At 62.1% G+C, this 12489-nt stretch carries 10 protein-coding genes and 1 riboswitch; of the genes, 5 read left to right on the top strand and 5 right to left on the bottom strand.

Translation table 11 applies throughout. The features are described from left to right. Positions 1-5: 5 nt before the first annotated feature. The 3 genes from OKC41_RS10965 (at position 6) to OKC41_RS10955 (ending at position 7670) form a co-directional block, all read left to right on the top strand. A complete protein-coding gene (locus tag OKC41_RS10965) occupies positions 6-1148 on the top strand; it encodes a 3-phenylpropionate MFS transporter (protein WP_201894532.1) in 1143 nt (380 codons plus the stop codon). A 63-nt stretch (positions 1149-1211) separates the two neighbouring features. Next, entirely contained in the window at positions 1212-4673 is a 3462-nt protein-coding gene (locus tag OKC41_RS10960; RefSeq protein ID WP_270672021.1) for a PAS domain-containing hybrid sensor histidine kinase/response regulator, read from the top strand. 201 nt (positions 4674-4874) lie between these two features. Beyond that, a riboswitch (cyclic di-GMP riboswitch) is annotated at positions 4875-4961 on the top strand. A 111-nt stretch (positions 4962-5072) separates the two neighbouring features. Beyond that, positions 5073-7670, top strand: coding sequence for a glycosyl hydrolase family 18 protein (locus tag OKC41_RS10955; protein ID WP_270672020.1), 2598 nt, complete (start codon positions 5073-5075; stop codon positions 7668-7670). A 140-nt stretch (positions 7671-7810) separates the two neighbouring features. On the opposite strand, the gene OKC41_RS10950 is transcribed toward OKC41_RS10955, so the two are convergent. Beyond that, on the bottom strand, positions 7811-8611 hold the full coding sequence (locus tag OKC41_RS10950) for a putative RNA methyltransferase (RefSeq protein ID WP_270672019.1): 801 nt from the start codon (positions 8609-8611) through the stop codon (positions 7811-7813). A gap of 127 nt (positions 8612-8738) precedes the next feature. Beyond that, on the bottom strand, positions 8739-9377 hold the full coding sequence (gene crp / locus OKC41_RS10945; protein ID WP_010673237.1) for a cAMP-activated global transcriptional regulator CRP: 639 nt from the start codon (positions 9375-9377) through the stop codon (positions 8739-8741). 373 nt (positions 9378-9750) lie between these two features. Between crp and OKC41_RS10940 the strand changes: the two genes are divergently transcribed. Both OKC41_RS10940 and OKC41_RS10935 read left to right on the top strand, forming a co-directional pair. Continuing rightward, a complete protein-coding gene (locus OKC41_RS10940; protein WP_041211191.1) occupies positions 9751-10155 on the top strand; it encodes an OsmC family protein in 405 nt (134 codons plus the stop codon). 48 nt (positions 10156-10203) lie between these two features. Next, a complete protein-coding gene (locus OKC41_RS10935) occupies positions 10204-10503 on the top strand; it encodes a hypothetical protein (protein WP_010673239.1) in 300 nt (99 codons plus the stop codon). Between the two features lie 69 nt (positions 10504-10572). Here OKC41_RS10935 and OKC41_RS10930 read toward each other — a convergent pair whose 3' ends face one another. The 3 genes from OKC41_RS10930 to OKC41_RS10920 all read right to left on the bottom strand — a co-directional run bounded on the left by OKC41_RS10930 (position 10573) and on the right by OKC41_RS10920 (position 12473). Beyond that, entirely contained in the window at positions 10573-11106 is a 534-nt protein-coding gene (locus OKC41_RS10930; protein ID WP_201894530.1) for a hypothetical protein, read from the bottom strand. Between the two features lie 16 nt (positions 11107-11122). Continuing rightward, positions 11123-11992: a phosphoribulokinase gene (locus OKC41_RS10925; protein ID WP_201894529.1), complete on the bottom strand. Its 870-nt coding sequence runs from the start codon at positions 11990-11992 to the stop codon at positions 11123-11125. Between the two features lie 235 nt (positions 11993-12227). Next, entirely contained in the window at positions 12228-12473 is a 246-nt protein-coding gene (locus OKC41_RS10920) for a YheU family protein (protein ID WP_010673242.1), read from the bottom strand. Positions 12474-12489: the final 16 nt, after the last annotated feature.

The raw sequence follows: 12489 nt of genomic DNA, 5'->3' as shown, positions 1-12489 counted from the left end.
CCTCTATGCCCGCGTTCTCCTGGTTAGCCCTGTTTTTTGGCGCCTTCTACTTCGTTTATGGCGCCTACCTGCCGTTCTGGTCGCTCTGGCTGGAAGGCATCGGGGTGAGTACTGAACAGATAGGGCTGTTGCTGGGGGTGGGCATGGCCATCCGCTTTGCCGGCAACCTGATGGTGATGGGGCGAGTCAAGGGGGCCGGCCAGTTGCTGCCCGTCACCCGGCTGCTCTGTCTGCTGAGTCTGCTGGCCTTCCTCGGTTTCTATCTGGGCCACAGCCTCTGGTGGCTGGTGGTGCTGACCCTCGCGGCCAACTTCATCTACCCGACCCTGATGCCCATGGGAGAGGCGCTTGCCACCCGCATGGTGGTTCAGACCCACCTCGACTACGGCAAGGTGCGGCTGTGCGGCTCCTTTGCCTTTATCGTCGCCTCCACCCTGGTGGGGGCCCTGGTGGGCAACTTTGGCAGCGACTGGGTGCTGCACACCATGGTGGCCGGGTTGCTGATCATGCTGGGGCTCAGCCTGCTGCCGCTGCGACCCGCCCCCCAGGAGCTACAAGGGGAGCGGGCCAAGGCCTCGCTGCTCGTCACGCTCAGGTCGGCCCCGGTGCGCCGCTTCCTGCTCATCACCGCCCTGCTGCAGGGGAGCCACGCGGCCTACTACGGTTTCAGCGCCATCTACTGGAAGAGCGCCGGCTACAGCGGCACCCTGATCGGGTATCTCTGGGCTCTGGGAGTGGTGGCGGAGATCGCCATGTTCGCCGCGGACAAGCGCTTCCTCCAGCGCTTCGGCGCCCAGACCCTGTTTCTGGTAGGGGCCCTTGGCTGCGTGGTGCGCTGGGTGCTGCTCGGCAGTTCTACCGACCTGGCGGTGCTGGTGCTCGGCCAGCTGCTGCACGGGGTCACCTTCTGCGTCAGTCACCTCGGCGCCATCCGCTTCATGACCCGCCAGTTGCCCGCGGAGCAGCAGATCCCCACCCAGGCGCTCTATGCGGCCATGGGCCTTGGCATGACGGTGGCGGCCCTGATGGCGATCTGCGGCGTGCTGTTCGAGCCGCTGGGAGGCGGCATCTTCTTTATCATGGTGCTGGTAGTGCTGCCGGTCTTCGTGTTGCGGCTGCGTGAAGAGAGCCCTGAACAGGGCCGATGACACAGGTCTGCCGGTCTCTGGCGCGGCAGGCCTCCGACTTATCTGGACAAGGGAAGTAGAGAGATGCACCAAGGATGGCTGCTGATCGGGTTGTCGCTCGCCTATCTGGGCTTGCTGTTCCTCATCGCCTATGTGGCGGACAAGAACAAGCGCCGTCGCCCCAAGGGGCAGCCTCTGCTCTACAGCCTGTCGCTGGCGGTCTATTGCACCTCCTGGACCTTCTTCGGCACCGTGGGCCAGGCCAGCGAATCCCCCTGGTCGCCGGTGCCCATCTACCTGGGCCCCATGCTGGTGTTTCTGTTTGGCTGGCGCCTGCTGGCCCGCCTCATCCTGGTGGCCAAGCGCGAGCACATCACCTCCATCGCCGATTTCATTGCCGCCCGTTATGGCAAGTCCCAGCGCCTGGCCATGGTGATCAGCCTCATCGCCGTCATGGGGATACTTCCCTATCTGGTGCTACAGCTCAAGGCGATCGTCACCGGGCTCGATCTGCTGATGGCCAACAGCACGGGGGTCAGTCCCACCAGCAACATGGCGGAGCTGGCGCTGGGGGTCACCCTGCTGCTGGCCCTGTTCAGCATTCTATTCGGCACCCGCAACCTGGATGCCACCGAGCACCACAGGGGCATGGTGGTGGCCATCGCCTTCGAGTCCGTGGTCAAGCTGCTCGCCTTCATGGCGGTGGGGGGCTTTGCGCTCTGGCTCATCATCGCCAGACCGAGCGAGGCGCGTACCGTGGTGGCGGGCGACTTCCTCGATGCGGTGGTGGCGGTGACGCCGGGCAGTCTGCTGGAGCTCGCCATCTACACCCTGATCGCCATGTGTGCCGTCATCTGCCTGCCGCGCCAGTTTCACGTGACCGTGGTGGAGAACAACCAAGGGCAGGATCTGCACTGGGCCCGCTGGATCTTCCCCCTCTATCTCTTCCTGATGGGGCTCTTCATCTGGCCGCTGGCGCTGGCAGGCAAGCAGTGGGTCGGGGCAGACATGGCCTCGGACACCTATGTGATAAGCCTCCCCATGTCCCTCGGATTCGACGGCATGGCGATGCTGGCATTTCTCGGCGGTACCTCGGCGGCCACCGGCATGGTGATCGTCTGCACCATCGCCCTGGCCATCATGGTGAGCAACGATCTGGTGTTGCCGGTCCTGCTGCGCCGGGTCTGGCAACAGGGGCGGGACGAGCGCCTGATGCGGTTGCTGCTGCAGGTGCGTCGGGGCGCCATCTTGCTGATTTTGCTGGCGGCCTGGGCGCTCTATCTCTGGCTCGGGGATCTCACCAGTCTGTCGCGCATCGGTTATCTTTCGTTTGGGGCCGTGGCCCAGTTCGCACCGGCCCTGCTGCTCGGCCTGTACTGGCGTCATGGCAATCGCAAGGGCGTCTATCTCGGGCTCGCCCTCGGGGTCAGCCTCTGGTTCGTGACCCTGCTGGCGGAGAGCGGACTGCTGGCAGGCTCCCCCCTCGAAGCCCTGCTGGCGCCCCCAGACTGGCCGGCGGTGCGGGATCTGAGTCTGGGGGCCTGGTGCCTCTTCCTGAGTCTTCTGCTCAACCTCGCCGGCTATGTGGCGGGCTCCCTGCTGTCACGGGCGGCGGTGAGCGAGCGGCTGCAGGCAGCCAACTTCGTCGGCAAGACGAGCCGGGACACCTCGGCGCTTTATCATGCGCGGGTCTCGGTGAAGGAGCTGGAGATGCTGGCGGCCCGCTTCGTCGGTTCCAGCCGCGTCAAGCGGGCCTTCGGTCGCTTCGCCGGCGAGCGGGGAGGCACCCTGGCGCCCCAGATGCAGGCCTCCGCCGAGCTCATCGCCCATACGGAGCGACTGCTGGCGGGGGTATTCGGTACCTCGTCCGCCCGCCTGGTGCTGGCCTCTGCCCTGCAGGGACGCAACATGCAGCTCGAGGAGATCGCCACCATAGTGGACGAGGCCTCCGACATGTTCCGCTTCAACCGCGGCCTGTTGCAGGGGGCAATCGAACACATGGGGCAGGGGATCTCCGTGGTGGACAGGGAGCTCAGGCTGGTGGCCTGGAACCGACGCTACATCGAGCTGTTCTCCTATCCCCCCGGTCTCATTCAGGTGGGCCGTTCCATCGAGGAGATCATCCGCTACAACGCCGGACAGGGGTTGTGCGGCCAGGGAGACATCGAGGCCCAGGTAGCGCGGCGGGTTGCCTTCATGAAGCGTGGCAGCCCCCATGTCTCGGCGCGGGAGCGTCCCGATGGCCGGGTCATCGAGATGCAGGGCAACCCCATGCCTGCGGGGGGCTTTGTCATGACCTTCACCGATATCACCCCGTTCAGGGCGGCGGAGCGGGTGCTGCGGGAAGCGAACGAGCACCTGGAGGCGCGGGTGGCCGAGCGCACCCACGAGCTCTCCGAACTCAACCGCCAACTGCTGCTGGTAAACCAGCAGGTGGAGCGGGCCAACCAGTCCAAGAGCCGGTTCCTTGCGGCGGTGAGCCACGACCTGACCCAGCCGCTGAACGCGGCCAAGCTCTTTACCTCCTCCTTGCTGGAGATGCTGCCCCCGGAGGACGAACCGGCCCGTATCGCTCGCCACATCGACGACGCCCTGGGGGCGACCGAGGATCTCATCACGGATCTGCTGGACATCTCGCGCCTCGAGGCGGGCAAGTTCAAGGCGAAGAAGCTCGATTTCGCCCTGAGCGATGTGCTGGACAATCTCAAGGCGGAATTCGGCGTGCTGGCCCAGGCCGGTGGGATCCAGTTCTCCGTGGTGGAGAGCCGCCTTGCAGTCTACAGCGATGTGCGCTTGCTGCGGCGGGTGTTGCAGAACTTCCTCACCAACGCATTTCGCTACAACCCCTGCGGTCGGGTGCTGCTCGGCTGTCGCCGCATGGGGGATAAGGTGCGCATCGAGGTGTGGGACAACGGCCCCGGCATCCCGGAGGGCAAGCAGGAGGCGATCTTCGACGAGTTTTCCCGCCTCGATCACTCCCGCACCGCCAGGGAGCAGGGGCTTGGCCTCGGGCTCGCCATCGCCCGCGGCATCTCGCTGGTGCTGGGTCATCAGCTCTCCCTGCGCAGCTGGCCCGGAGCGGGGTCCGTCTTTGCCATCACCCTGAACCTCGCGACCCGGCCCGTCATCCCCAGCCAGGTGACGACCCCGGCCCTGCGAGACAGTCAGCTGGAAGGGGTCAGGATCCTCTGCATCGACAACGAGGAGGATATCCTCATCGCCATGGCCTCGCTGCTGAGACGCTGGGGCTGCGAGGTGCGCTGTGCCCAGAGCCTGGAGCAGGCGGAGGAGATCATCGGCGGCGGCTTCCTGCCTGCGCTGGTGCTGTCGGACTATCACCTGGATGACGGCAAGACCGGGTTGCAGGCGCTGCACATGATCAGGCTGGCCCACGGCAACGGTATCGGCGGCATCATCATCAGTGCGGATCGCAAGAGCGAGTTGCAGGCACAGATCCGTGAGCACGGCTTTGGCTACGTGAGCAAACCGGTCAAACCTCTCAAGCTGCGCGCCCTGATGAACAGCCTGCTGATGCCGGTTCAGTGACTGGTCTCACAGAATCCAGCATTGGCTGAACATTTTTTTGATGCCATCCAGGCGCCATGATCGCCGATGATGGCGCCTATTTCGTTGCCATTTGCCGAGGTTGGTGATAATTGAGTCTTGTTGGGTGTCACTTTTGGCAGGTGGCACCCGGGCGACTCTCCTCTATAGTCATTCGGCGATTATTTTTGTCGCAAATCAAGTTGTGCAAAAAGGCAAACCGGATGAAAGTCCGGGACGCAAAGCTTCCGGTCTAAGGGTCTGCGTACCTAGGATAGCGGGGCCACCACAGGTTGTATCGTCCATGGGCCAAGCCATGGTTGCGATGTTGTCTGCGTTACCTGACAGGTTGCGTTGCCTTTTTCGTTGTTAATTCCAATAACGAAATAAGGAAGTCCATTTATGATAAGTCCAAAACTTTCCCTGCTGGCGCTTATGGTCGGAGGGCTATGCACTACCTCCGCCTTTGCTGCAGCCCCGGGTAAACCTTCTATAGAATCGGGACCTACCAAGTTCGCCATTGTTGAAGTGGATCATCAATCCACGGCCTACAACAAGCTGGTGACCGTCCACAAGGATGGCGCTCCTGTCAGTGTGACTTGGCGTCTTGATAATGGGAATGCTGGCCAGACGGCCAAGGTACTGCTCGACGGCAAGGAGGTGTGGTCAGGTCCGGCTTCCGCCGCGGGTACCGCCAACTTCAAGGTCTCCAAGGGGGGGCGGTACCAGATGCAGGTGGCCCTGTGCAACGCCGACGGTTGTACCCTTTCCGACAAGAAGGAGCTGATGGTCGCCGATACCGATGGCAGCCACCTGGCACCGCTCAATGCACCTCTCCAGGAGAACAACAAGCCCTACGCCAACAAATCCGGCAAGGTGGTGGGGGCCTACTACGTGGAGTGGGGTGTCTATGGCCGCAAATTTACCGTGGACAAGATCCCGGCCCAGAACCTGACCCATATCCTTTACGGCTTTACCCCCATCTGCGGTGGCGACGGTATCAACGACAGCCTGAAAGAGATCGCCGGCAGCTTTGAGGCGTTGCAGCGATCCTGTGCCGGCCGCGAAGACTTCAAGGTCTCCATCCATGATCCCTGGGCGGCGGTCCAATCGCCTCAGGGCAACCTCAGCGCCTGGGATGAGCCCTACAAGGGCAACTTCGGCAACCTGATGGCTCTCAAGCAGGCCCATCCTGACCTCAAGATCCTGCCCTCTGTCGGTGGATGGACCCTCTCCGATCCCTTCTATTTCCTGGGTGACAAGACCAAGCGCGATACCTTCGTCGCCTCGGTCAAAGAGTTCCTGCAGACCTGGAAATTCTTCGATGGCGTGGACATCGACTGGGAATACCCGGGCGGACAGGGTGCCAACCCCAACCTGGGTGGCCCGAATGATGGCGCTACCTATGTGGTGCTGATGAAGGAGCTGCGGGCCATGCTCGATGAACTGGAAGCCGAGACCGGCCGCCAGTATGAGCTCACCTCTGCGATAGGTGCAGGGGGTGACAAGATCGAAGATGTGGATTATCAGGCAGCCCAGCAGTATATGGATCACATCTTCCTGATGAGCTACGACTTCAAGGGGGCCTTCGATCTACAGAACTTAGGGCATCAGACTAACCTCTATGCGGCGAGTTGGGACCCCGCCACCAAGTACACCACCGACAAGGGCGTCAAGGCGCTGCTGGATCAGGGGGTGACACCGGGCAAGATTGTGGTGGGGGCGGCCATGTATGGCCGTGGTTGGACCGGAGTGAAGAACTACCAAGCCGGCAACCCCTTCACCGGCACCGCCACCGGACCGGTGAGCGGTACCTGGGAAAATGGCGTGGTGGATTACCGCGACATCGTCAACAACCGCATGGGCGCAGGCTGGGAGCAGGGCTATGACGAGTCGGCCGAGGCCCCCTATGTCTTCAAGGCCAGCAGTGGTGACCTCATTACCTTCGACAACGACCGCTCGGTCAAGGCCAAGGGGCAGTATGTGTTGGCGAACCAGCTCGGTGGTCTGTTCGCCTGGGAAATTGATGCGGACAACGGCGACATCCTCAACGCCATGCACGAGGGGCTGGGCCACGGCGAGGGTACGCTGCCGCCGGTCAACAAGCCGCCGGTTGCCAATGCCGGCAGCGATCTGAGCGCCACCGGCCCGGCCGAGGTGATCCTCAACGGCAGCGCCTCCCACGATCCTGAAAACGGGGCGCTGACTTACAGCTGGAAACAGGTCTCCGGGCCTCAGGCCAGTCTGCTGGATGCTACCCAGGCCAAGGCTCGCGTGGTACTGGATGCCGTCAGCAGCGACATCAATCTGGTGTTCGAGCTGACCGTGACCGACGATCAGGGGCTCTCTGCCAAGGATCAGGTGGTGGTCACCAACAAGGCGCCGCAGCCGAACCTGCCCCCCGTGGTCAGCGTACCGGCCAGTGCGACCGTCGAGGCCGGCAAGCAGGTGAGCATCAAAGCCACCGCCTCCGATCCCAATGGCGATGTACTGAGCTATCAGTGGACAGTGCCAGCCGGGCTCAGCGCCACCGGTCTGGACAGCGCGACCCTGGTGGTCACAGGCCCGAGCGTGACCAGTGACACGGCATACGATCTGACCCTGGTGGTCACCGACGGGGCGCTGGATGCCACGGCCGCTACCCGCCTGACCGTCAAGCCGACCAGCGGGGGGGGCGGCTGCGAGACTACAGATCCGGATGCGGTCAACTGGCCAGCCTGGAGTGCAGGCACCGTCTACAACACCGATAACAAGGTGAGCCACAAGCAACTGGTGTGGCAGGCCAAGTATTGGACCCAGGGCAACGAGCCGAGCCGCACCGCCGATCAGTGGAAACTGGTGAGCCAGGTGCAACTGGGTTGGGATGCCGGAGTGGTCTACAACGGCGGTGATGTCACCAGCCACAACGGCCGCAAGTGGAAGGCCCAGTACTGGACCAAGGGCGATGAGCCCGGCAAGGCCGCCGTCTGGGTCGATCAGGGCGCGGCGAGCTGCAACTGATCTGCCGTGATGAAAAATGGGGCCGAGGGCCCCATTTTTGTCTTGCTGCGTGGTCGGGTGCCTCTTCCCTGTCAGGGGAAAGGCGCACTCGCTTTGTCAAAAAGGCCCGTCAGGGCCTTTTTTCATGGTATCTCACCGGTTCACAGCGGCTTTTGCCACAGGCTGAGCAGCAGATCCTGCTCGAGGGCGTCCGGCCCCTGATGGGTGAAGGCGTGGCGCTGCTCGCCGCTAGCACGCCAGCCGAGGCGACTGGTCTCCAGAATGTGCTCGCGAAGGCCCTGATCCAGCGCCGTACTGAACTGGGCGCGTTGCTGGGCAACACTGACGAGCCCGGTGAAGGCGGGCCAGCTCAGAGGATGTTCCATGCTCACCGGATTGAGGCTGACGCGCAATTGCCACTGATGGCGAGGGCCGGGTTGCACGTGCAGCAGATAGCCGCCCGGCGCCAGCCAGCTGACCAGGAGTTCCGTCTTGACCTTGAGGTCGTTGACCAGCAGCACCTGGGCCGTGCCAGGCAGCAGCGGGGCGCGCGCCGGGTCGCCGATGACGAACTGGCCTTCCGGTTGCGCCTTGTTGGCGGCGAAGATGGCATTCTTGGCCAGATCGAAACCGCCGACCTGCCAGCCGGGCAGCCGCTCAGCCAGGGCACGGCAGTAGTACCCCTCGCCACAGCCGAGGTGGACAAGCTCGCGCTCGCCAAGAGGAGCGAGCAGGTTCGCCATGGCGTCCACCAGAGGCAGTTGGTGGCCTTGTTCCAGGAAGCGGCGCTTGGCGCGCAGCAGGGCCCGGCTGTCGCTGTCCTTGGGGTTCTTCTTGCCGGGGATGAGGTCCAGATAGCCTTCCGGTGCGGGATCGAAGTGGTGCTTGTTGTCGCAATAGACCCCGCGGGAGGCGGCATGAAGGTGCAGGGGGCTGCGGCAAAGGGGGCATTGAAGGTGCATAGGAGTTCTCTTGGCGAAGGCCATGACGGCGGGGCGTTCGGGATTATAGGGGAGAGGATCGGAAAAGGCTGCCATGGGCAGCCTTTTTATCCAACGGCGCTGTGCGGGCGCCGTCGGCGGAACCCGGTCATCGGGTACCAAACACCACTATGGTCTTGCCGTGGGCGGAGATGAGCTCCTGCTCTTCCAGCATCTTGAGGATGCGGCCGACGGTTTCACGGGAGCAGCCGACGATCTGGCCGATCTCCTGGCGGGTGATCTTGATCTGCATGCCATCCGGATGGGTCATGGCATCCGGCTGTTTGGCCAGGTTGAGCAGGGTCTGGGCAATGCGGCCGGTCACGTCCAGGAAGGCGAGGTTGCCGACCTTCTGGCTGGTGTGCTGCAGGCGTTTGGCCATTTGACCGGATAGACGCATCAGGATGTCCGGGTTGACCTGGATCAGCTGGCGGAACTTCTTGTAGGAGATCTCGGCGACTTCGCAGGCGCCTTTGGCACGTACCCAGGCGGAACGCTCCGGATTCTCGTTCTCTTCGAACATCCCCATCTCGCCCAGGAAATCCCCCTGATTCAGGTAGGAGAGGATCATCTCCTTGCCTTCGTCATCCTTGATCAGGACGGCGACGGTGCCCTTGACGATGTAGTAGAGGGTTTCCGCTTTTTCACCGGCGTGGATCAGGGTGCTCTTGGCGGGATACTTATGAATGTGGCAATGCGACAAGAACCACTCAAGGGTGGGATCGCTTTGCGGTTTGCCAATGATCATGAGACTTCCTCTGTAGTGTCATTTTTATGGACTGTGCGTCCAGGCAAGTTGCCAAGCTTGCCATTCCTTACTCTTTGGTCGCAGTAGAATAAGAGCCTTTGCCTGTGCTGACAAGGCTTTGGGGTTTTGCCGTCCACCGGTGAGCCGCCATCTGCTGCGTCGTCCGGGGCATTCTAGGCAAGAAGAGGAGGTCGGATGTTGATTTCGATCTATTTCCCTTTGGGTCGTCGTCCGTTTCGCAGGAGAGGCTTGTCGCCGCAAAACGGGGCTTTATCGTCGGGAACGGGCAAGATCCTGGCGCATGTGCCACTCGACCCCGGCTTGAGGTATGCTATGGGCGTTAGAACCGTCGTCATTGAGAGGAAAGTGAGAGATGAAAGCCAAGGTCAGCTGGGTGGAAGGCATGAAGTTTGTGGGAGAGAGCGAGTCCGGTCATCAGGTGACCCTGGATGGCGCCAACCCGGGTGAAGGTGCCAGCCCGATGGAGATGATCCTGCTGGCTGTCGGCGGTTGCAGCTCCATCGATGTGGTCTCCATCCTGGAGAAGGCCCGTCAATCCGTGACCGCCTGCCATGTCGAACTGGAAGGGACCCGCGCCGATACCGTTCCCCGGGTATTTGAGCAGATCCACCTCAAGTTCGTGGTGACCGGCAAGAGTCTGGCGGAGAAGCAGGTCGCCCGTGCGGTGGATCTGTCCATGGAAAAATATTGTTCAGTTTCCCTGATGTTGGAAAAAGCGGTAGAAATTACCCATAGTTATCAAATTCTTGAGGGTTGACCGCTATAGTTTGTCCCGTCGATAACGCCATGACATAAGGAAAGTGCGATGAAAAAAATGATGATGTTGCTTCCCCTGTTCGGTCTGGCCGCCTGCAGCATGCCGCAGCCGACCCAGTATCAATACAGCCAGTATCAGTGCGGGGAAGAGTTGCTGGCCATCACCTATGATGCCCAGGCCGACATGGTGCAGTTCCCTTATGCCGGTGTCTATCACAAGCTGGGGCGCATCGAGTCGCCCAAAGAGACTGCCAGCTATTCCGATGGGGTGACTACCTTCTCCCGTCAGGACAAGCAGGCCACCCTGGTCAAGAGCGGTGTGACCCAGCTGACCTGCGAGTTGAAGTGACCCTGATGCCGTCACGGCGTGCATGGAAAACGGCCTGCGTGAAGCAGGCCGTTTTTGTTGAAAGAGACATCACTCTGACGGTAGCGAGCCCAGCAACTGGACGGCCAGTTGCTGGCTAAGCTGGCCACGAGCCTCCTCTGCGACGGGTACGTCGCTGGCGAGCTGGATGGCGCTGCTCCACACCGCTTTCTGGCTATGCCCGTCGAGCAGCACGACGGCCAGGGTCCCCTTGCGGGCATTGGCGGCGGTGTTCAGGCCCGGTGTCATGCCGAGGCGGGAGAAGATCTCGCCATCGCTCATGTCCTGGCTGCCAGCTACCCCGATGGCGACCCAGACGTCGGCCTCATCCAGGGGAACGCTGCGCCAGCCTTTGCCGTCCAGTTGCCGGATGACGGCCTGCTGTATCGGCTCGAGCCAGGGGGCGGCGCTGTTGCCCGCATACTGGAATTGTTCGGCCAGCGCATAGCGTGGTGTCGCCCCGTAGGTCCAATGCTCCGCCGGGCGAACCACCATGGTGCCCGTTTCGACCGTGGGTGCGGCGGGGCCGGAGCTGCAACCCCCCAGCAGGGTTGCCAGCATGAATGAGAGAAGTGCAGCGCGCATCGTTAAGCTCCTTGGCTCAGGTGATCTTGCCCGTTTCGATCAGTTGCTGGATCAGGGGGCGCAGGATCAGTTCCATTGCGAAGCCCATCTTGCCACCCGGCACGACGATGGTGTTCATCCTGGACATGAAGGCGCCGTCTATCATCGACAGCAGGTAGGGGAAGTCCACCTGCTTGATGCCCCGAAACCTGATCACCAGCATACTCTCGTCCAGGCTGGGTATCACCTTGGCGCTGAAGGGGTTGGAAGTATCGACGGTCGGCACCCGCTGGAAGTTGATGTGGGTGCGGGAGAACTGCGGCGTGATGAAGTTGATGTAGTCGTCCATGGAACGCACGATGGAGTCGGTCACCGCCTCGCGGGAGTGGCCGCGTTCCGAGGTGTCGCGAATGAGCTTCTGGATCCACTCCAGATTGACGATGGGCACCACGCCGATGAGAAAGTCCACGTGCCGCGCCACGTTGTGCACCCCCGTGACCACGCCGCCATGCAGTCCTTCGTAGAACAGCAGATCCGTCTCGCCGGGCAGATCCTGCCAGGGGGTGAAGGTGCCAGGCATCTGGTTGAAAGGCACTGCCTCGTCGAAGCTGTGCAGATAGCGCCGGTACTGGCCTGTGCCGCTCTGGCCATACTCCTGGAAAAAAGACTCCAGCAGACCGAAATCGTTGGCCTCCGGGCCGAAGTAGCTGATATGCCGCCCCTGCTCCCGGGCCTTGCGGATAGCCACGTCCATCTCGGGCCTGGTGTAGCGGTGAAAACTGTCCCCCTCGACCACGGCCGCCTTGTATCCAAGCTGGTGGAACATGGAGCGAAAGGCGTTGGTGGAGGTGGAAGTACCGGCACCGGACGAACCGGTGACCGCGATGATGGGATGCTTGGCGGACATAGAATTCTCTCTTCCTTGGGAGTTCCGTTATAAGGGGTGGCCCAAAGTGCGGTCAAGTGCGCCGTCATCCTCCCGCTGCCCCCACGCTTCCCGGCAATAGCGGTGAACAAGGGCTGCCCTGTGCTCTGGGTACGTTGGAATAGGTGCTGCTGGGTGGCGAACTGGTCATGCGGCCTGATGATGCGAGTTGGATAGGGGGAGGGCGGGGTGAGCCGCCCGATAAGCCGTGACCGCGTTACGCTTGGGGGAAGTCGTCAGTGGGTGACTTGCTTAAATGAGTCTTTGGGACGACATTGACACTTTCGTGCAGCTCGCTGTAGACAAGCACGGCGCTACCTTGTAGCAATTGTTGCCTGACTGCTTCGACCTTGTCGGTCAGGCTGACATCCTGTTCACCGTATTCGGTGCCTTCTTGCAGCACAAAGTGTTCGAGCAGGTTGGTGAGGGTGTCCGGCTCCAGTTCTTGCCAGGGGATAATCATGATTTCATCTTCACTC

It is taken from the genome of Aeromonas sp. QDB17 (genome assembly GCF_027705305.1).
In the GTDB taxonomy this organism is placed as follows: domain Bacteria; phylum Pseudomonadota; class Gammaproteobacteria; order Enterobacterales; family Aeromonadaceae; genus Aeromonas; species Aeromonas caviae.
Note: the sequence above shows the minus strand (reverse complement) of the source record. Positions and strands in the feature narration are given on the sequence as shown.

What these genes read in the sequence shown, in the direction of transcription:
- OKC41_RS10920 (WP_010673242.1), bottom strand. Translation starts at nt 12,473, where the DNA reads ATGATTATCCCCTGGCAAGAACTGGAGCCGGACACCCTCACCAACCTG.
- OKC41_RS10935 (WP_010673239.1), top strand. Translation starts at nt 10,204, where the DNA reads ATGAAAAAAATGATGATGTTGCTTCCCCTGTTCGGTCTGGCCGCCTGC.
- OKC41_RS10965 (WP_201894532.1), top strand. Translation starts at nt 6, where the DNA reads ATGCCCGCGTTCTCCTGGTTAGCCCTGTTTTTTGGCGCCTTCTACTTC.
- OKC41_RS10925 (WP_201894529.1), bottom strand. Translation starts at nt 11,992, where the DNA reads ATGTCCGCCAAGCATCCCATCATCGCGGTCACCGGTTCGTCCGGTGCC.
- OKC41_RS10955 (WP_270672020.1), top strand. Translation starts at nt 5,073, where the DNA reads ATGATAAGTCCAAAACTTTCCCTGCTGGCGCTTATGGTCGGAGGGCTA.
- crp (WP_010673237.1), bottom strand. Translation starts at nt 9,377, where the DNA reads ATGATCATTGGCAAACCGCAAAGCGATCCCACCCTTGAGTGGTTCTTG.
- OKC41_RS10950 (WP_270672019.1), bottom strand. Translation starts at nt 8,611, where the DNA reads ATGCACCTTCAATGCCCCCTTTGCCGCAGCCCCCTGCACCTTCATGCC.
- OKC41_RS10930 (WP_201894530.1), bottom strand. Translation starts at nt 11,106, where the DNA reads ATGCGCGCTGCACTTCTCTCATTCATGCTGGCAACCCTGCTGGGGGGT.
- OKC41_RS10940 (WP_041211191.1), top strand. Translation starts at nt 9,751, where the DNA reads ATGAAAGCCAAGGTCAGCTGGGTGGAAGGCATGAAGTTTGTGGGAGAG.
- OKC41_RS10960 (WP_270672021.1), top strand. Translation starts at nt 1,212, where the DNA reads ATGCACCAAGGATGGCTGCTGATCGGGTTGTCGCTCGCCTATCTGGGC.